Genomic DNA, 18465 nt, shown 5'->3' with positions numbered 1-18465 from the left:
TATCATATCGGGCGTCTTTTTTTATCAGAAGCCGTTATGAAAAAAACCGATTTCGTTTGTGAAATCGGTTTTTTTACTGATCTATATGATAGGAACGATTCGGCAGGCGCCACCTGAACACATAACTGCAGATGCGGCATGCCACAAGCACAAGAAACAGCACATACAAACCGGCGGCATCCCCGGCCCAGCCGAGGCCCACGATTAACCCTCCGAGCGCGGCCCAGACCGCGTAAATTTCCGCTTTCAGCACAAGCGGCTTTCGTCCGGCAAGAAGATCCCGTATGATGCCGCCCCCGCTGCCGGTCAGGACCGCTGCCGCAATCACCGCACTGAGCGGATGGCCCATTTTCACGGCATATAAAGCGCCTTGGATGGCAAACGCCGAAAGCCCGATGGCATCGGATAGGTTGCCCCATTTACTCCAATGCCTTAACAGCAGCTTCGGAAACAAAAAGACAATCGTAACTGATGCGAGAGCGATTTGAAAAAACGCGCCTTGCTCCCACAAGGCGGAGACCGGAACACCGATCAGCAGATTTCGGATCGCTCCTCCGCCGAACGCCGTTACAATCCCCAAAATATACACGCCTAAAATATCATACTCCTCTTCCATCGCAACAATCGCTCCGCTGACCGCAAACGCAATGATGCCGATTACACTAAGCAGCTCCCAGGCCATTCCATATGCTCCTTTTTATTTGTTAAATTTTCTGACGACCATTAGATTTTATAATCGCTTTCTCTTAAAATCAACCTTATTTTTGAAAGATTCTGATTCCTAACCCGGGACAACCTCACCCGCAACGGCTGAGAGCGAGAGTATTTTCCTATTTTATACTTTAATGGAAGGTTTATTAGAAGTTTCATTGAATACTTTCTCTAACAAAAAGGGGGTTATGAGATGAAAATCAGTTCACTTGTTTTTCCTGTTTTATTGGCCGCCGGATTAATTCCCGGCCTGCCGTCAGCCGAAAGCCATACACATTCGCACACTCATGCGGAGCCGGCGAAAACGGTGTATACGGACCCGCTTCCGAAAGCCGATCATTTTAAAGATCTGAAGGGCCCGGTCCAAGTTGAACAGACGGTTGACACAAAAATTCTGGATGAAAACGGCAAGCAGGTCGGCACGAAACGATTTAATGCCAATGTCAGTCAGGATAAAGCCTCAACTAAAGCCAGTACGGGCAGCCAGAAGGTCAGAGTGCTGGCGGTGGCGGACGCTGAATACCGCGCCAAATACAGCGACTGGCAAACGCGAATCGTCCAGATCGTGGAGCAGGCGGATGTCGCTTTTAACCGTGATCACAACATTGATTTCGTCGTACAGGCCGTGCAGGCTTGGAATTCCTCCGGCTCAAACAGTTCTCAGATTTTATCGAATCTCCAAGGCAGCTTCAGAAATCAAAATTATCATTTTGTCGTCGGTTTTACCGCAAAATCAAGTTTTGACGCCGGCGGTATCGCGTATGTATATAACGGCAAACCGAGCGGCCCGGCTTTCAGCGTGAACCTTGATCAAGGAACGGCCAACACGGCGAAAGCGGCACAGCACGAGTTTTCCCATAACTTCGGACTTCAGCATGACGCCCAAGGCAGCGGCATCCGCTGCGTCATGAATTATGATTATGCCTATTCCGTGGATATTTGGGACAGCTCCCATAACAGACAGATTGAGACAAACAAAGCTTGGTACAAATAATAGAAAAAGAGCCGCTCCCATGGAGCAGGCTCTTTATTTTGCCGTGCGTTCCGTTTTGACAAAACACATGCAGATAATAATGAGAATAAATGCCGTCAATGCCAAGAAAGGAATGGTAATGAAACCGAACCAGTTAATATATTCAGATGAGCAAGGCACGCCGTAGACACACGGCTTGATGCCGCTGAAACCGGGCACCTTCTGCTCAAGGTAATGCATGGTCGATATAAATGCGCCGATGACGGCCATCGGCAGCACATATTTTTTCACGCGCGTGTCACCCTGGAAGGTGGCGATTCCTAAAATCAGGACAAGCGGGTACATGAGAATTCTTTGATACCAACACAGCTCGCACGGTATGAATTTTCTGATCTCGCTGAAATAAAGGCTGACGAGCATGGCAGCAAGAGCTATCACCCAAGAAGCATATAAAAATACGATTCTATTTTTCATTTTTCAGCTCTTTCTTAATCGTTTTTGAAATCTCATCATATTTAGAGAAGTCATTAATCACCTTGTCATTTACATAAATCGTCGGTGTCGCCGTAATGTTTAATTTATCATTCAGGTCAGTGTCAGCTTTCAGCTCTTTTGCAAAGGTTTCTTTATCAAGGTTTTCCTTCAGCTTGTCAGGATCAACCTTTTTCGCGGTGCTTTTGACCGTTTTTTCAAGCAATGCAGGCGTGACCCATTCCTGTTCGCTTGACGGCTGCTGTTCAAACAGCTTTTCATGGAAAGCCCAGAATGATGCCGGGTCTTCTTTCCACACCTCTTCTGAAGCAAGAGCCGCCAGACGCGAGCCGCTTCCGTGGTACATGACGTTCACAAATGAAAATTTCACGTCGCCTTTATCGATAAAATCTTTTTTGATTTTCGGAAAGATATCGCTGTTAAATACTTTGCATGACGGACATTTGTAATCTCCGAATTCAACTACCGTAACTGGCGCGCTGTCTTTGCCGAGCACGGGCTGTCCTTTAATGGAAGGCTGTTCGGCGACTGTTTCGCCCGCTTTTTCCGTTTGGTTGTTAATAATTACGATGGCCGCAAATAAAACGACAACGATTAACGTCAGTATCACCGCAAATTTCGCAGACGATTGTTTCTTTTTCACTCAGACACCTCATTGTTTTTAAAATAAAAAAGAAGCGGATGCCGGATGGCCCGCTTCTCTATTTTACCAAGACAACCTTGTTTAAGAAAACCCTGAAAAACGAATTATCTTTGACAATTATTCCGCTTTCACTCTCATGACGCGCATCGCGTTGGCAACAGCGATCAGCGTGACGCCTACATCTGAAAAGACCGCTTCCCACATGGTGGCAAATCCGAATGCGCCAAGCAGGAGAAAAATGATTTTTACGCCTAAAGCAAATCCGATGTTCTGCCAGACGATCCGGCGTGTGCGGCGTGCAATCCGGATGGCTTCGGCTGCTTTTGACGGCTGGTCTGTCATCAGGACGACATCGGCCGCTTCGACGGCGGCATCAGAGCCGAGAGCCCCCATGGCAGCTCCGATGTCAGCTCTGGCAAGCACAGGCGTATCATTAATCCCGTCGCCGACAAACATCAGTTTTTCATTCGGTGCAAGCGCCGCTTCAAGTTCTTCGACGCGGTCTACCTTGTCACCCGGCAAAAGCTCTGTGTACACGTCATCAATACCGAGCTCTCGGCCGACAGCTTCTCCGGTCTGCTTTGAATCACCCGTCAGCATCACTGTCCGCTTCACGCCGAGCGCTTTTAAATTGGCAATGGCCTGTTTGGCGTCCTCTTTGATTTCGTCGGCGATCACGATCGCCCCCGCATACCGCTGATCAACGGCGACATAGACGACGGTTCCGTTGTTTTCAGCTGTGCCCGAAGCGATTTGTTCTTTTGCCATCAGTTTTTGATTTCCGGCCAAAATCGTTGATCCGCCGGTTTTCACCCGAATGCCGTGTCCGGGTATTTCTTCATATTCTTCAATCTCGTCTGCCGCGAGCGGTTGATTGTAAGCTTCACGGATGGAAGAAGCAATCGGATGATTGGAATGGACTTCCGCAAGCGCGGCCGCATGAAGCAGGCTGTCTTTTGTAAACCCCGCCGCCGGTTTGATATCAGTAACGGCGAAATTGCCTTTCGTTAAGGTTCCCGTTTTATCAAACACGGCGTATGCCACCTGATTGAGCGCTTCTAAATAGTTGCTGCCTTTCACGAGCACCCCTGCTTTAGACGCAGCTCCGATACCGCCGAAAAACCCGAGCGGAATGGAGACGACGAGTGCGCACGGACAAGAAATCACAAGGAAAATCAGCGCGCGGTACACCCAGTCGGATAGCGCGGCTGAAGGCACGAGAAGCGGCGGTAAAAAGGCGAGAAGCACCGCAACAATGACAACGGCCGGTGTATAATACTTTGCAAACTTCGTAATAAAGTTTTCCGTTTTCGCTTTACGTCCGGCCGCATTTTCGACCAGATCCAATATTTTTGACACGGCAGAGTCTTCATATCCTTTAGAGGTTTCAATATGAAGCACGCCGTTCTGATTCATAAATCCGGCCATCACATCTTGCCCCGGCTCCGCTTTTCTCGGCACGGATTCGCCCGTTAAAGCGGATGTATCAACCATCGAAGAACCGCTCAGCACCTTTCCGTCCAGCGGAATCCGTTCTCCGGGATTCACGACGATGACCTGTCCGACTTTGACGTCCTGCGGCGGAACGGCAGTCATGCCGTTTTCCGTTTTCACATTGGCGTACTCAGGACGGATGTCCAATAACGCGCTGATCGATTTTCTGGATCGGCTGACGGCCGCTCCCTGAAACAATTCACCGATTTGGTAGAACAGCATGACCGCGACGCCTTCCGGATACTGATGAATCACAAATGCGCCGATCGTGGCAAGCGCCATCAGAAAATGCTCATCAAATACCTGGCCGCGGACAATGTTTTTTCCCGCTCTGGCTACGATATCGCCGCCGATGATCAAATATGAAGCAAAAAAGAGCAGAAACTCAAGGACGGCGCCCGTGTGCGCGAAGTAAGCGATGACGGCCAAAACGGCTCCCGCTGCCAGCCTCACTAACATCAGCTGCAGCTTTTTGCGGTATTCATTCTCGCCGGGTTTATCTTCATGTTTCGCACGGACGGTCACATGAGGATCAATGGACTTTACTTTTTTCGCGACTTCGTCTTTCATCCATTGCTCGTTTTTGCCGCCGGCTGAGACCGTGATGGTGCTTGCCGCAAAATTGACAGCACAGCCGTCTATGCCGTCAATGGCTTTTACGCCGTTTTCTATTTTTTTTGCACAGTTGCTGCAATCAAGTCCGTCTAAAACAAATTCACCTTTGGCTGCTTTCATTTTCGACTCACCCTACTTTCCGTAATAGGATTCCCATAACATCAATACAGCTAAACGAATTTATATATATGAACATATACTCATATATGTGTTTTCTCTATTATATGCAGGCTTTGAATAAAGTGTCAATAAAAAAGACAAAACAGGCATCAGCCCATTTTGTCTTTTTTCACCTTCTGTAAACGCAAAGCATTAAGCACGACCGATACTGAGCTGAACGCCATGGCAGCGCCTGCCACCCACGGGGCCAGAAAGCCGGACGCCGCAATCGGAATGCCGATGCTGTTGTATCCCAATGCCCAGCCTAAATTCTGCTTGATGTTTCTCATGGTCAGCCTGCTCATGCCGATGGCGTCGGCAATGCCGTTCAGGTCACCGCGGATCAGCGTAATATCCGCCGCTTCCATTGCGATATCTGTGCCGGTGCCGATGGCCATTCCGATATCGGCCACAGCCAGCGCCGGAGCATCATTGATGCCGTCACCGACCATCGCCACGCGCCGGCCTTCTTTTTGCAGCCGGGAAATTTCCGCCGCCTTTTGTTCGGGAAGCACTTCGGCGATCACGCTGCCGATGCCCGCGGCTTTTGCAATGGCTTCCGCGGTCTTTTTGTTGTCACCGGTCATCATGATGACGTCAAGCCCCATATCATTCAGGCGTTTCACCGCGGCCGGAGATGTTTCTTTGATTGTATCGGCGACTGCGATAAGCCCCGCCGCTTTGCCGTCTGCCGCAATAAGCATCACCGTTTTTCCTTCCGCCTCCAAGCGGGCCATTTGCGGAAGCAGCGCCTCATGTTCAATGTGTTCTGATTCCATCAGCCGTCTTGATCCGGCTAGAATCGTTCTGCCGTCAGCCTCGGCGTATATTCCGGAACCGATCCGGGCTTGGAACCGGGTGATTTTCGGGATGGCAATCCCCCGTTTTTCGGCTCCTGACACGATGGCTTCTCCAAGCGGGTGCTCTGATCCCGTTTCGGCGGCCGCCGCCAGCCGCAGGAGTTCCTCTTCGTTCATTCCCTCTGCCGGCACGGCGTCTGTCAGAACAGGTCTGCCGTTTGTCACCGTTCCTGTTTTATCCAGTACGATTGTCGTCAGACGCTGTGTTTTTTCTAAATGCTCTCCGCCTTTAAAAAGAATGCCGAATTCAGCTGCGCGGCCGGAGCCCGCCATAATGCTCGTCGGAGTGGCGAGCCCGAGTGCGCACGGACAGGCAATGACAAGCACGGCGATGAATTTGCCGATCGCTTCAGAAAACTGTCCCGGCGCGGCCCATACATACCAAATGAGAAAAGTCAGCACGGCCAGCCCCAGCACAATCGGGACGAAAATGCCTGAAATGTGATCCGCGAGCCGCTGAATGGGGGCTTTTGATCCTTGGGCTTCTTCCACGATTTTTATAATGTGTGCAAGCGCGGTATCTTTCCCGACATTCACCGCTCTGATTTTGAGAAAGCCGTTTGCATTGATCGTCGCCCCGGTGACGGTGCTTCCGGGAGACTTATCGACAGGCATGCTCTCTCCCGTAATCATCGATTCATCAATTGCGGAATGGCCTTCAATCACTTCGCCATCGACAGGGACGCGTTCTCCCGGTTTCACGTATACGATGTCCCCCGTCCGGACCTCATCAATCGGAATCACCTGAACTTTGCCGTCCCGCTCAACCGCCGCCGTCTTCGCCTGAAGCTTCATTAACTTTTTAATCGCTTCTGATGAGCGGCCTTTCGCTTTCATCTCTAAAAGCTTTCCAAGCAAAATCAAAGTCAGCAAAATGGCGCTCGTTTCATAATAAAGCCCCTCAACATGTCCGTCTCGTCCGAGAGACGCAATCGTCATGTACAGGCTGTATGCGTAAGCGGCCGTCGTTCCGAGCGCAACGAGAACATCCATATTGGCGCTTTTGTTTCTCAGCGCCTTGTACGCTCCCGTATAAAAAGGCCAGCCGATGACGAGCTGCACCGGGGTGGCAAGCGCGAATTGCAGCCACGGATTCATCAGGATATCCGGCATCCAGATAAAAGAAGTAAAAGAAAAATGGCTGACCATCGACCATAGAAGCGGAAAGGAGAGAACGGCAGAAAATATCAGCCTGATCAGCTGTTTTCGCTGCTCTTTCTCCTTTTGGGATAATCCGCCGTCTCCATCAACCGCTTTCTTCTCGTCTAATCTGTAGCCGAGTTTTGCCACGGTCTCTTTCAGCTCTTTCGGTGTCACCTCTTTCGGATTGTATTCAACGGTGACTGTTTCCAGTGCGAAATTCACCGGTGCGCTGTCAACTCCCCCTATTTTGTTCAGGCGCTTTTCAATCCGGTTGGCGCAAGCGGCGCACGTCATGCCTTCAATCTGAAACTCGGCTTTTTCCGTCACGACGTGATAGCCGAGTTTTTCAATTTTTCCTTTTATGGCGCTTGCTTCGATTTTGTCAGGGTGATAGGAAATGTTTGAAGTCTCAAGCGCAAGATTGACGGAAGCGTCATTGACGCCGTCCATCCGTTTCAGCCCTTTTTCAATTCTTGAAGCGCAGGCGGCGCATGTCATGCCCCCCACTTGAATGGTCATTTCTTTCGGTTCACTCAATGTCCTCATCTCTCTTCATAAACCCCAGGGGGGGTATAATTATGATAAAAGAAAACCGCGCCCGTTTCCGCAGCGCGATAAATCCTATACGACGTCATAACCTTGATCTTCAATCGCGTCTTTTATATCTGATACGGAGACTTTGTTCTCATCAAACGTCACATCCACCTGTCCGGCTTCCAATTTCACCTGAACCGCCGTCACTCCGTTCAGTTCTCCTACTCCGGTCTCTACTGCTTTGACGCAGTGCTGACAGGACATGCCTTCGACTTGCAGTGTTTTTTGTTCCATGATGATTCCCTCCACGTCTTGTTTTTTCTTCTTCATGTTACCATACCCCTGTAGGGTATTTCAAAACATTTTATTTTACGATTTTGCGATTTTTTTCACAACGTCAAGCAGCTCGGCAATCGCCTGCTCCCCGTTTCCGCTCTCAATGGCGCCGGCTACGCAGTGATGGGCGTGATCTTCCAGCAGATGAAACGCGACTTTCTGCATGGCTGCCTGTACGGCTGAAATCTGCACAAGAATATCCACGCAGTATCGTTCGTTCTCCACCATATTCTGAATGCCCCTGACCTGGCCTTCAATCCGTTTCAGCCGGTTCAGGATCTGGTCTTTTTCTTTGGCGCTTTTATGATTTAACGATTGATGCTCGGTATGTTTGTCCATTTTCCACCTCGGTTTTTTTCTTCGTTATCTTCATTATACAGACTTGAAAATCCGGTGTAAAAAATTTTCAACACACAAGTTTTACCAGTACACCCGCGGGGTATATATTGTTATCACATATCAAGAGGGGGAAATTCATTGAAAACGATACAGGTTGGCATATTGGGATATGGTTTGTCGGGTAAAGTCTTTCATGCGCCGCTTTTGGACGTCCTTGATGATTATCAGATCAAAAAAGTCATGACGTCCAGAACGGAGGAGGTCAAACGTGATCTGCCGGGGGCTGAAGCCGTGCGCGCGATTGAAGACATTACCGGTGATCCTGACATTGACCTCGTCATCGTCACGACACCGAGCGGAATGCATTATGAATCAGCGATGAAATGTCTACTGGCGGGAAAACACACCGTCGTGGAAAAACCGATGACGGCGACTTCAGCAGAAGCGGAGGAACTGAGAAGAACGGCTGAAGATAAAGGCGTCTTACTGAGCGTGTACCACAACCGGCGGTGGGACAATGACTTTTTAACGATACAAAAGCTGATTCGGGACGGGGCGCTTCAAGACATTCATACATATCAAGTCAACTACGATCTATACAACCCGGTTGTACAGGAAAAATGGCGCGAAAAGAACGGACCCGCCACGGGAACGCTGTATGATCTCGGTTCACATATTATTGACCAGACACTTCTGCTTTTCGGAATGCCGGAATCCGTCACCGCACATGTGATGAAGCAGCGGGACAACAGCGAAACCGTTGATAATTTTCTGGCCGCGCTCCATTACGGCAAGCTTCAGGTCATCCTTCAATCCGGCTCCATGAATGCGGCAAGCGGCCCGCGCTATCAGATTCACGGACGGAATGCAAGCTTTATCAAATACGGAATGGATGGACAGGAAGATGCGCTTTCAGCGGGCAAAAAGCCGGTTGACGAGAGCTGGGGCGCCGATGATCCTGACAACTTCGGAGAGCTGACAACCGCAGCGGATGAAAAACGGCATACAGAAACAATCCCCTCTGAGAACGGCTCTTACCTTACGTACTACAAACTGCTGGCAGACAGCATCTTAAACGGAAAACCGCTTCCCGTTACGGCAAAAGAAGGCATCGATGTCATCCGTGTTATTGAAGCGGCGATGAAAAGCAGCGAACAAAAACGGACGATTGCCCTTTAATATGAAAAACCTCCCAGCCGTGTCAGCTGGGAGGTTTTTTTAAGATCAGAATGATTTTCCGGCTTCTTTCGCGCGGGCAATCGCATCTTCTTTAATTTGCTGTGCTTTATTCGGTTCAGCATTATGGCCTTCAACGATTAATCCGTCGAAAGAAGGAACGCCGAAGAAGTTCATCATGATGCCGATGTAACGGTGGCCCATTTCCATGTCAGCCGCCGGTCCTTCAGAGTAATAGCCTCCGCGCGCCTGAATGTGGAGCGCTTTTTTGTCTGTCAACAGACCGATCGGGCCTTGCTCTGTATATTTGAATGATTTTCCGGCTACAGCAACGGAATCAAGGTACGCTTTCATAACCGGCGGGAATGAGAAGTTCCAAAGCGGTGTGACGAATACGTATTTGTCAGCTGCCGCGAATTGATCGCTCAGCTCGTTCAGACGGCCGACTTTCGCCTTTTCGTTTTCAGAAAGCTCTTCAAAACCTGTGCCGGATTGAAGTTTTCCCCAGCCGCTGAATACATCCGCGTCGATATGAGGAATGTTCTCTTTGTAAAGGTCGATATGTACAACCTCATCATTCGGGTTTGATTCTTTATAAGAATCGATAAACGCTTTTCCTGTCGCCATGCTGTAAGATGTCTTTTCATCATGAGGATGAGCAGTGATATAAAGTACTTTTGCCATTATAAACAGCCCTTTCGTTTTCAGATTACACACACATTTATTATGAAATATGAATGTTTTTTTATACTGATCAGTTCTGTAATAATTATAGTTACAAAAAAATCATTTAGCAACAATAATATCTCGAAATCAGTATATTTTTTTGAAAAGGCTGTAATGACGGGAATGGCAAGCAGCAGAAAAAGCAGAAACCTCAGTTTCTGCTCAAAATCGGATTGGGTCTGCAGGCCGGAATATCCAATCCGAGATTCCCCCGCAGTGTATCGGCCGGATAGCTTTTTCGGTACAGCCCCTTTTCCTGAAGGATCGGTATGACTTGATCCACAAAGGCTTCAAGCATGCCGGGGATGTCAGAGTGAATGATAAACCCGTCCGCCGCTTCGCGCTGAAACCATGTTTCAATTAATGACGCCACACGTTCCGGTGTGCCGATAAAATGGGTTCGCGGAAACGCGGCTTCGCGCGCCACTTGACGCAGCGTAAGATTCCGGGCTTTCGCCTCTCTTTTGATACGGTCTGTCGTGCTTTGAAACGCGTTTTTCCCGACGTCGCCCAAATCAGGAAACGGCTCATCCAGCGGAAAACGGCTCAGATCATAATCGTCAAAGAATCTGGCCACATATTTAACAGCGTTCTCTATCGGAATCAGCTCGGCGAATTCTTGGTATTTCGCTTCCGCTTCTTCTTGTGAGCCGGCTATAATCGGACTGATTCCCGGAAAGATCCGCAGCTTGGAAGCGTCCCGGCCGTAATCCGCCGCCCGCTTCTTCACATCATCATAAAAAGCTTTCGTTTCCTCAAGTGAATTGGAGTGCGTAAAGACTGCATCTGCATTCCTCGCGGCAAACGACCGGCCGGTTTCTGAAGACCCCGCTTGGAAAACGACCGGCTCTCCCTGTTTGGACCGGCCGATATTCAGCGGGCCCTCCACTTGAAAATACTCGCCTTTGTGATACAGGCGATGCAGTTTGTCAGGGTCAAAAAACTGCCCGGTTTCTTTGTTGCGGACGAAGGCATCTTCTTCCCAGGAATTCCACAGACCGCGCACCACGTCCACATGTTCCTGGGCGATGGCATAGCGCCGGCTGTGGTCGGGAAGGCTTTCTTTGCTGTGATTGCGCGCGGCTCCCGCCTGCGGAGAGGTGACGAGATTCCAGCCCGCCCGGCCGCCGCTGATATGGTCAAGAGACATCAGCTGTCTTGCGATGGTGAACGGCTCAGTGAACGATGTGGAAAATGTGCCGATTAAACCAAGATGGGTTGTAGAGGCGGCAAGCGCCGATAAAATAGTGATCGGCTCAAACCGATTTAAGAAATGCGGGATGGACTTTTCAGAAATGAACAAGCCGTCCGCAATAAAAGCAAAGCTGAACAGCCCTCTTTCAGCAGTCTGCGCTTTTTGCCTGTAAAACGCCGCATTCGTGCTTGCTGTCGGATCGGCGTCGGGATGACGCCAGCCGTCCGTTGTGCCGCCGACACCGTGAATCATGGCTCCGAATTGAATAAGATCCGTCCGGCTCATTTTCTCTCCCCCTTTTTCCCCTCGTAATCGGCAAGCGCCCGTTCTACATGTTCAATGCCGACTTGAGTAACGGCCTGATACACACGGCTGTCACCGCTGCCGATTTCAACGACGGGGACATGACGGATGCCGTACTTCGTCTGCAGCACGTCGCGCAATTCATCCCGCTCTGTCACATCAATTGTTTCGTATGCCACGGCTTTTCCCCGCAAGTATCCTTTCACTTCATCGCAATAGGAGCAGCCCTGTTTGCTCCAGACCACTACGTTTACTTCATGACTCATGTTCATCCCTCCTATAATTGTCTTACCGGCTGCACCGCTTCGCTTAACAGCCGGTAAGACAATCGTTTTTCCTCAGCGTTTTTGATAGGCGACAAAATCACAAAATCAGTAATGCTGTATTGAACGGATAATCGTCGCAGCTCGGCGGCGGTCTCTTCTTTTGTCCCGGCAATCACACCCGTCTTTTGTGTAATCAGCTTATATGGCTGCGTGACTTGTTCAAGAAACGCTGCCGCTTGTTCCCGGGAACCGACATTCACCTTTTTGCCGTCTTCGAGAATGATTTTGACCGACTCACGCGATACCACGTGTTTTTCCGCTTCTGCTTTTGTATGCGCGGTAAATACCATCGGCGCAAGGTGAAATTCCGCCTTCGACCCTTTCGGCAGATGCTCGTCAAAGGCGTGGCGCGCTTTTTCTAACGCAGCCTCTTCACCGTTTATGAAATAGGCGAAAACGAAGGAAATGCCGAGTTTGGCCGCGGATATCGCGCTTTCCGTGCTGCCGCCGAGCAAAAAGATGTCAGGCGCATACTCAGTATGCGGCGCCGGCCGCAATGACGCGTAGCGGTGCGAGTCCGGAAAATCATTTCGGATGAAATGAGTCAGCTCCTCAAGCTTTTCTTCAAATAAACGGGCGGGCTGAATAAGCTCCCGCTGCAGCGCATCGGTTGACAGCTGAAATCCGCCGGGCGCTTTGCCGACACCGAGCGCCACACGGCCGGGAGCAAGGGCGGACAGAACCCGGAACTGCTCCGCCACTTTATAAGGACTGTAATGCTGCAGCATCACCCCGCCGGATGCGAGACGGATTTTTTTCGTGCTTGCGGCAAGATACCCCAGAACAATTTCCGGAGCTGATCCTGCTATCTCTTCATTGTTATGATGCTCCGCCGCCCAGAAACGGTCATATCCGTATTGTTCGGCCTCCTGAGCCAATTTCACCGTTTGCCGCAAGGCTTCTTCTGCGGTTTGGTTTTCCGCGGTGACACTTTGGTCTAAAATGCTTAAACGAATCATACGACAGGCTCCTTTATGCGCTCTTTTATGTCATAACCGTAATCAGGCAGCACGCGGCGGAGGAACTTCTTCGTTCTTTCTTTTTTCGTCTTGTAAAAGACTTCCTCAGGCGTTCCTTGTTCCACGATTGCTCCTTCATCCATAAACACAATTTGGTCGGACACTCTTCTGGCGAATTCCATTTCATGTGTGACAATGATCATGGTGGCGCCGGTCCGCACAATGTTAAGCATCACATCGAGCACCTCGCCGACAAGCTCCGGATCAAGGGCTGCGGTCGGTTCGTCAAACAGCATCACATCAGGATGAATGGCAAGCGCCCGGGCAATTCCGACCCGCTGCTTCTGTCCTCCCGATAGCTGATTCGGATAGGCGTGCAATTTATCCTGAAGCCCCACCTTGGCCAGTTCCCGCTCGGCAATGGCGTACGCATCTGTTTTTTTCATTTTCCTTGCGACCGTCAGGCCTTCCATGACATTTTGAATTGCCGTTTTATGCGAAAACAAATGATATTGCTGAAAAACCATCGCCGTCTGCTTCCTCAGTCTGAGAATGTCTTTTTTGGCAGGCTTTTTGCAGTTAATGACTTCACCGTGCAGCGAAATGGCGCCCTCATCCGGCCGCTCAAGTAAATTAAGGCAGCGCAGAAAAGTGGTTTTCCCGGAACCGCTCGGGCCGATGATGGTCACGACTTCTCCTTTCCGGACACTTAAATTGATCCCCTTTAACACGTGATGACTGCCAAAATGTTTTTGAATGTTTCGGATTTCGATCATAATGCGCCTCCTTGATATCTGGCCGCCCTTTTTTCCGCCAGACTGTTTACAGCTTCGAGAATCAGCGTTAATCCCCAATAAATCACGGCCGCCCCGATAAATGCTTCCAGAAACGCATAGTTATCGGATGCCGCAATCGTCGCCGTTCCTGTAATTTCAGGCACTGCAACAATTGCAGCGATGGAAGTGGTATGCAAAAAGCCGATGCCTATGTTGGTGAAGTTCGGCAGCGATATCATGAACGCCTGCGGCAGAACCACGCGCCGAATCATCTGTCCCCGCGTCAGGCCGATTGAATATGCCGCCTCCGCCTGCCCTGTATCGACGGCCATGATCCCGGATCGGAGAATTTCCGTCATATAAGCGCCTGCCGTTAATGACAGTGCCATGATGACAAACACGGCGACCGGAATCTGATTGGCCGACCAGCCGAGATGAAACGCGCGGCTGAATTGATCGGCAATCAGCGGAACCCCTAAATAAATCAGCATAATATGGAGAATCGCCGGGGTGCTGCGGAAAAAAGACACGTAAAACGATGAGCAGGCCAGCAGCCATTTGATGCGGAATATACGCACCGTGATATTGCCGAGAGCTATGAAAAATCCGGTGATAATCGGAATGACCGTCATCGCCAATGTAAGCGGAACGGTTTTCACCATTTGTTTTATCGCAGTGCCGATAAACGGAATGTCCAGCTCCACTGTTCTCCCTCCTTTTCAGCCGTGCGCGCTCATGTCAAAAACCGTCACAAGGCGCGTCTCATCTTTCTTGATTCGTTTTTCGGCCCATCTGAAGACACATTCAAATAAAAGGGCGGCCGCATAATACAGAACAGAAAGCGAGATATACACTTCTAAAGAATGATTGCTCGATGTAATCAAGGTCTGTCCTCTGCCCGACATATCCATCACCCCGATCGAAAAAGCGAGTGATGTATCTTTTAAGAAACCGATCACCATATTCCCGATGTTGGGAAAGGCCTGCACAAGCGCCTGCGGCAGAATGATGCGCCGGAATGTCTGCCCCCCGTTCAGCCCGATGCTGAACGCCGCCTCCGCCTGCCCGCGGTCGACGCTGTTCACACCTCCCCTGATGATTTCGGCCGCTCTTGCCGCGCTGCTCAGCGCATACGTGGCGATGGCCGCATACAAAGGGTCCATTTTGGAGGTATCAATTCCGGCGAGCGCCGTGAGCGCCGGAATGCCGTAAAATACAATGAACAGCTGCACCATGATAGGCGTTCCTCTGAAAAAAGAGATATACAGCTTCGCAAACTGATTCAAAACGGGAATGCGATAGATGCGGGGCAGCGCCAAAAGCAGCCCCAATAGAAAGCCGAACAGCAAAGACACCGCCAATATATACAGCGTGACGGGCAAATACCCGAGCAATGTCGGCACAAAGGACGCGATCATACTGATAAACGCTTTTTCCATTGCCGATCCCTCTCTTTTTCACTTAATATTGCTCCTTTGAATAATCCGCGCCGAGCCACTTTTCACTCAGCTTTTTAAGCGTGCCGTCATCAATGATTTCCTGCAGGGCTTTATCAATGTCATCGCTCAGCGTTTGTTCATTTTTGTTAAACATAAAGAACACTTTGGCATTTGACAGCACCCCGCCGACTGTTTTTTCTTTGATCGCGCTCGTTTTGTTTTGGAAATCGACGGCAAACGGCGTAGAAATCGTCGCATCGGCGCGGCCGGATTTCAGCTGATTGGCCGCATCGTTTGAACCTTGGCCGGCATAAGCGATTTCAAACGGACTGCCGTGTTTTTCATTCCATTTTTTCAGCACAAGCGCGCCGTTTGACGTCGGACTCGTAATGACCCGCTTCCCTTTCAAGTCATCAATGCCGTGAATGTTCCCGTTTTCTTGAAGCACCGTGATTTTCAGCGGGAAGTTGTTATACGCGACTTGATTGAACAGAAATTTTTTCTCCCGTTCGGCGCTTTTCTCCATTTGATGGGCTACGATATCGACTTTATGCTGGCCGAGGCTGACAAGCAGGTTGGAGAAATCCATCGTTTTAAAAGTGAAACGATAGTCCGGCAGGCGCCTGTCAAGCTCTTTCACCAGCTCAACGTCGTAGCCCGTCAATTTGCCTTCATCATCAATAAAGCAAATATTCGGAAATTGAGTTCCCGTGCCGACCGTGATGTTCTTCACGTTTTTCTGATTGCCTGATGCCGCCTCCCCGCCCGCGCCGCAGGCTGATAACGCCGCCGTTGCGGCAATTGTTAATGACATGACCGCCAGTCTTATTTTCATGTGATCGCCCCGTTTTCTGCTTCAGTTATTTCGTGAAACTTGATTTTGAATAATCCGCGCCGAGCCATTTTTCACTCAGCCTTTTCAATGTGCCGTCCTTCTCAAGCTTTTGAATCGCCCGATCCGTATCGTCCGCCAGGGTTTGGCTGTTTTTATTGAACATAAAATACACCTCGGTATCCAGCAGCACATCACCGACCGTTTTTTGTTTGAACGCGTGCGTCTTATTTTGAAAATCGACGGCAAACGGCGTGGATACGGTGGCGTCAGCGCGTCCCGTCTCAATTTGGTTTGCTGTATCATTGCTGCCCTGCCCGGCGTATTTCAAATGTATCGGGCTGCCGTGGGTTTTGTTGTATGCCGTCATATAGTCCGCCGCGTTTGACGTCGCGCCGACGATGACGGTTTTCCCTTTTAAATCCCGGAGCGTGTGTATCGCGTCATTATCCGCCTTCACCGTGATGTACATCGGCGAGTAGTTATACGGGATCTTGTGATACAAAAAGCGTTTCTCCCGTTCCTTATTTTTCGCCATATTGTGCGCGATCACGTCAATTTTCCTGTTTCCGAGACTTGTGAGCAGATTCGAAAAATCCATCGTCTTAAAGACAAATTTGTATTGCGGCAGCTGTTTATCAATGGCTTTCATCACTTCAATGTCATAGCCGGTCAGCTCGCCTTTTTCATCCATAAAAGCAATGTTCGGAAAATCAGTTCCCGTGCCGACAATGACGGTCTGCACGCCGCTCCCCGCTTTTGTGCTTTCTCCTTGCCCGCACCCGGCCAGCACGCCGAGCAGCAGAAGCAGACAGCCGGCTCTGATCCGTTTTTTTATCATTGCGCCCAGCTCGGTGTGCCTAACAGCGACGCGTCAAACCGCTCCGGTATGAGCACCTTTCTCATCATGACTCCGATGTCTCCGTCTTTCTCCTGCTCAAAATACACTTCATACCCCCTCCGTCTGTACATATCTACAAGCCAGGGATGCTTGCGCGCCGAAGTGCCGAGCGTGATGGCCGGGGCCTTCAGCGTATCCCGCAGCACGTGTTCTTCCACATAAGTCAAAAGTTTGCTGCCGATGCCCTGCCCCTTCAGCTCAGGAAGCGTCGCAAACCACCAGACAAACGGATATTTTGACGGAGGCGTGTCACTCTCCCACGGAAAACGGATCGTAATTGTTGAAAGAAGCCGTCCGTCCCGTTCGAGCACGACGGCTGAATGATTTTCAATATTTTCTGTTACCATATCGATGTCGGCCCGCGCCGACGGCCAGTCAATCTCCAAATTGCGGATCGGCTGAAACGCGCTGTACAGCAGCTCTAAAAACTCCGGCGCATCCTTTTTCTCAGCCAATCGAAAAATGTCTTCACTCATTCAAGTCACTCTCCCCGCAAAAATATATAATTCCAATTTGTTTACTAAGCTTTGATTGTTTATACTATAAAGCAAACTGATTTATTTGACTAATCAAAAAAAGTAAAGGAAAGGTTCAAGAAAATTAATGAACAGCCGGGAGGGGATTTCGTTGGAATTACGCACCATTAAAACGTTTCATACCATCGTACAGTCAGGCAGCTTTTATAAGGCCGCCGAAATTCTGAACTACTCACAGCCGACGATTTCAATGCGGATTAAACAGCTGGAACAGGATGTAGGCGCGCAGCTGTTTGAACGGGGAAAGAAGCTGAAACTGACAAGGGCGGGGCGGCTGTTTCATGAGCGGGCCGGGCAGCTTCTCGCGCAATACGAGGTGCTTGACCATACTTTGGCCGACATCAGACAGGGCCAGGCCGGCCTTATTCAGATCGGCATATCCGAACCGACGGCAAGCCTGATCTTCCCTGCCGTACTGCGGGGTTTCTTACATGATTATCCTGACATGTCGGTCAATGTCAGCGTGGATGATGCCAATACATGCAGCCGCAAACTGCTGGAGGGCGCCATTGATTTTGCCGTATGCGGCGAGCCGGAGCTGATTCTGGAAAATTATTTCGATCCGTTTTTCCATGACTCGCTCAATGTCATCGTGTCAGACAGACATCCCCTTGCCGACAAAGCAAGCGTCAATCTCGAGGATTTAGAAAATGAATGCCTGATTTTCACGCCCGCCAATTGCCCGATCCGGATTCAAATTGAACAGCACCTGCAGCGTGCCATCGGGAGCCGCTATCGAAAAATGGAGCTGACCAGCAGCATGGCTCATCAATACTATGTCAGGGAAAATATCGGCGTCTCAATCTTTACGGCGACGGCGCACTCAGAACCGATCGAGGGCACGAAGGTCATTCCGATCAATAACTTAACAATTTCACCACCGGTCGGGCTGTTGACAAACCAAAAAGAAGAGCATTTTGACTGCGCCACAAAAGATTTAATCAGCAGGATCATCGGCCGGTTTCAGCGTGATCCGCATTAAAAAAACCCCCGCTTT

General features: G+C 49.9%; 20 protein-coding genes. 3 read left to right on the top strand and 17 right to left on the bottom strand.

Going from position 1 to position 18465, the window contains the following annotated elements; translation table 11 throughout:
* Nucleotides 1-73: 73 nt before the first annotated feature.
* Complete coding sequence (locus K3G25_RS13395) at nt 74-682, bottom strand: trimeric intracellular cation channel family protein (protein WP_007410017.1); 609 nt, start codon at nt 680-682, stop codon at nt 74-76.
* A 222-nt stretch (nt 683-904) separates the two neighbouring features.
* Here K3G25_RS13395 and K3G25_RS13390 point away from each other — a divergent pair, with 222 nt between their 5' ends.
* Nucleotides 905-1705, top strand: a complete 801-nt coding sequence (locus K3G25_RS13390; RefSeq protein WP_015418210.1) for a zinc-dependent metalloprotease — start codon at nt 905-907, stop codon at nt 1703-1705.
* 33 nt (nt 1706-1738) lie between these two features.
* Here K3G25_RS13390 and K3G25_RS13385 read toward each other — a convergent pair whose 3' ends face one another.
* The 6 genes from K3G25_RS13385 to csoR form a co-directional block, all read right to left on the bottom strand.
* Nucleotides 1739-2158, bottom strand: a complete 420-nt coding sequence (locus tag K3G25_RS13385) for a disulfide oxidoreductase (protein WP_014418879.1) — start codon at nt 2156-2158, stop codon at nt 1739-1741.
* Nucleotides 2148-2819, bottom strand: coding sequence for a disulfide bond formation protein BdbD (locus K3G25_RS13380; RefSeq protein ID WP_012118444.1), 672 nt, complete (start codon nt 2817-2819; stop codon nt 2148-2150). Before K3G25_RS13380 ends, K3G25_RS13385 begins: the two co-directional genes overlap by 11 nt.
* Before the next feature lie 117 nt (nt 2820-2936).
* Nucleotides 2937-5048, bottom strand: a complete 2112-nt coding sequence (locus K3G25_RS13375; RefSeq protein WP_100262007.1) for a heavy metal translocating P-type ATPase — start codon at nt 5046-5048, stop codon at nt 2937-2939.
* A gap of 149 nt (nt 5049-5197) precedes the next feature.
* Complete coding sequence (locus K3G25_RS13370; RefSeq protein ID WP_173613633.1) at nt 5198-7627, bottom strand: heavy metal translocating P-type ATPase; 2430 nt, start codon at nt 7625-7627, stop codon at nt 5198-5200.
* Nucleotides 7628-7711: 84 nt separating this feature from the next.
* The gene (gene copZ, locus K3G25_RS13365; RefSeq protein ID WP_015240581.1) at nt 7712-7918 is read right to left on the bottom strand and encodes a copper chaperone CopZ; all 207 of its coding nucleotides are present in this window, start codon (nt 7916-7918) and stop codon (nt 7712-7714) included.
* Nucleotides 7919-7993: 75 nt separating this feature from the next.
* Entirely contained in the window at nt 7994-8299 is a 306-nt protein-coding gene (gene csoR / locus K3G25_RS13360) for a copper-sensing transcriptional repressor CsoR (RefSeq protein ID WP_013353610.1), read from the bottom strand.
* A 138-nt stretch (nt 8300-8437) separates the two neighbouring features.
* Here csoR and K3G25_RS13355 point away from each other — a divergent pair, with 138 nt between their 5' ends.
* Entirely contained in the window at nt 8438-9478 is a 1041-nt protein-coding gene (locus tag K3G25_RS13355; protein ID WP_021494129.1) for an oxidoreductase, read from the top strand.
* Nucleotides 9479-9523: 45 nt separating this feature from the next.
* On the opposite strand, the gene K3G25_RS13350 is transcribed toward K3G25_RS13355, so the two are convergent.
* The 10 genes from K3G25_RS13350 to K3G25_RS13305 form a co-directional block, all read right to left on the bottom strand.
* Complete coding sequence (locus tag K3G25_RS13350) at nt 9524-10159, bottom strand: FMN-dependent NADH-azoreductase (RefSeq protein ID WP_012118449.1); 636 nt, start codon at nt 10157-10159, stop codon at nt 9524-9526.
* Between the two features lie 193 nt (nt 10160-10352).
* On the bottom strand, nt 10353-11681 hold the full coding sequence (locus K3G25_RS13345; RefSeq protein WP_021494130.1) for an LLM class flavin-dependent oxidoreductase: 1329 nt from the start codon (nt 11679-11681) through the stop codon (nt 10353-10355).
* The gene (locus K3G25_RS13340) at nt 11678-11965 is read right to left on the bottom strand and encodes a glutaredoxin family protein (RefSeq protein WP_029973575.1); all 288 of its coding nucleotides are present in this window, start codon (nt 11963-11965) and stop codon (nt 11678-11680) included. Before K3G25_RS13340 ends, K3G25_RS13345 begins: the two co-directional genes overlap by 4 nt.
* Before the next feature lie 11 nt (nt 11966-11976).
* Nucleotides 11977-12984, bottom strand: coding sequence for an LLM class flavin-dependent oxidoreductase (locus K3G25_RS13335; RefSeq protein WP_232489349.1), 1008 nt, complete (start codon nt 12982-12984; stop codon nt 11977-11979).
* On the bottom strand, nt 12981-13760 hold the full coding sequence (locus K3G25_RS13330) for an amino acid ABC transporter ATP-binding protein (protein WP_014418886.1): 780 nt from the start codon (nt 13758-13760) through the stop codon (nt 12981-12983). Before K3G25_RS13330 ends, K3G25_RS13335 begins: the two co-directional genes overlap by 4 nt.
* Nucleotides 13757-14464, bottom strand: a complete 708-nt coding sequence (locus K3G25_RS13325) for an amino acid ABC transporter permease (protein ID WP_232489348.1) — start codon at nt 14462-14464, stop codon at nt 13757-13759. Before K3G25_RS13325 ends, K3G25_RS13330 begins: the two co-directional genes overlap by 4 nt.
* A gap of 15 nt (nt 14465-14479) precedes the next feature.
* Nucleotides 14480-15199: an amino acid ABC transporter permease gene (locus K3G25_RS13320; protein ID WP_232489347.1), complete on the bottom strand. Its 720-nt coding sequence runs from the start codon at nt 15197-15199 to the stop codon at nt 14480-14482.
* Between the two features lie 22 nt (nt 15200-15221).
* Nucleotides 15222-16034 carry an amino acid ABC transporter substrate-binding protein gene (locus K3G25_RS13315; protein ID WP_014418888.1) on the bottom strand — a complete coding sequence of 271 codons (813 nt, stop codon included), beginning with the start codon at nt 16032-16034 and terminating at the stop codon, nt 15222-15224.
* A 25-nt stretch (nt 16035-16059) separates the two neighbouring features.
* Nucleotides 16060-16872 (bottom strand): amino acid ABC transporter substrate-binding protein, encoded by an 813-nt coding sequence (locus K3G25_RS13310; protein WP_014418889.1) that lies wholly within the window; start codon nt 16870-16872, stop codon nt 16060-16062.
* Nucleotides 16869-17408: a GNAT family N-acetyltransferase gene (locus K3G25_RS13305; protein ID WP_003151702.1), complete on the bottom strand. Its 540-nt coding sequence runs from the start codon at nt 17406-17408 to the stop codon at nt 16869-16871. Before K3G25_RS13305 ends, K3G25_RS13310 begins: the two co-directional genes overlap by 4 nt.
* Nucleotides 17409-17559: 151 nt before the next feature.
* Here K3G25_RS13305 and K3G25_RS13300 point away from each other — a divergent pair, with 151 nt between their 5' ends.
* Complete coding sequence (locus K3G25_RS13300; RefSeq protein WP_017418907.1) at nt 17560-18450, top strand: LysR family transcriptional regulator; 891 nt, start codon at nt 17560-17562, stop codon at nt 18448-18450.
* Nucleotides 18451-18465: the final 15 nt, after the last annotated feature.

The organism is Bacillus sp. FCW2 (assembly GCF_021228595.1).
GTDB classification, from domain to species: domain Bacteria; phylum Bacillota; class Bacilli; order Bacillales; family Bacillaceae; genus Bacillus; species Bacillus velezensis.
This window is presented reverse-complemented; position numbering and strand designations above follow the sequence as displayed.

Coding starts and splice junctions, on each gene's coding strand:
- K3G25_RS13395 (WP_007410017.1), bottom strand. CDS start 682: ATGGCCTGGGAGCTGCTTAGTGTAATCGGCATCATTGCGTTTGCGGTC.
- K3G25_RS13390 (WP_015418210.1), top strand. CDS start 905: ATGAAAATCAGTTCACTTGTTTTTCCTGTTTTATTGGCCGCCGGATTA.
- K3G25_RS13385 (WP_014418879.1), bottom strand. CDS start 2,158: ATGAAAAATAGAATCGTATTTTTATATGCTTCTTGGGTGATAGCTCTT.
- K3G25_RS13375 (WP_100262007.1), bottom strand. CDS start 5,048: ATGAAAGCAGCCAAAGGTGAATTTGTTTTAGACGGACTTGATTGCAGC.
- copZ (WP_015240581.1), bottom strand. CDS start 7,918: ATGGAACAAAAAACACTGCAAGTCGAAGGCATGTCCTGTCAGCACTGC.
- csoR (WP_013353610.1), bottom strand. CDS start 8,299: ATGGACAAACATACCGAGCATCAATCGTTAAATCATAAAAGCGCCAAA.
- K3G25_RS13350 (WP_012118449.1), bottom strand. CDS start 10,159: ATGGCAAAAGTACTTTATATCACTGCTCATCCTCATGATGAAAAGACA.
- K3G25_RS13345 (WP_021494130.1), bottom strand. CDS start 11,681: ATGAGCCGGACGGATCTTATTCAATTCGGAGCCATGATTCACGGTGTC.
- K3G25_RS13340 (WP_029973575.1), bottom strand. CDS start 11,965: ATGAGTCATGAAGTAAACGTAGTGGTCTGGAGCAAACAGGGCTGCTCC.
- K3G25_RS13335 (WP_232489349.1), bottom strand. CDS start 12,984: ATGATTCGTTTAAGCATTTTAGACCAAAGTGTCACCGCGGAAAACCAA.
- K3G25_RS13330 (WP_014418886.1), bottom strand. CDS start 13,760: ATGATCGAAATCCGAAACATTCAAAAACATTTTGGCAGTCATCACGTG.
- K3G25_RS13320 (WP_232489347.1), bottom strand. CDS start 15,199: ATGGAAAAAGCGTTTATCAGTATGATCGCGTCCTTTGTGCCGACATTG.
- K3G25_RS13315 (WP_014418888.1), bottom strand. CDS start 16,034: ATGAAAATAAGACTGGCGGTCATGTCATTAACAATTGCCGCAACGGCG.
- K3G25_RS13310 (WP_014418889.1), bottom strand. CDS start 16,872: ATGATAAAAAAACGGATCAGAGCCGGCTGTCTGCTTCTGCTGCTCGGC.
- K3G25_RS13305 (WP_003151702.1), bottom strand. CDS start 17,408: ATGAGTGAAGACATTTTTCGATTGGCTGAGAAAAAGGATGCGCCGGAG.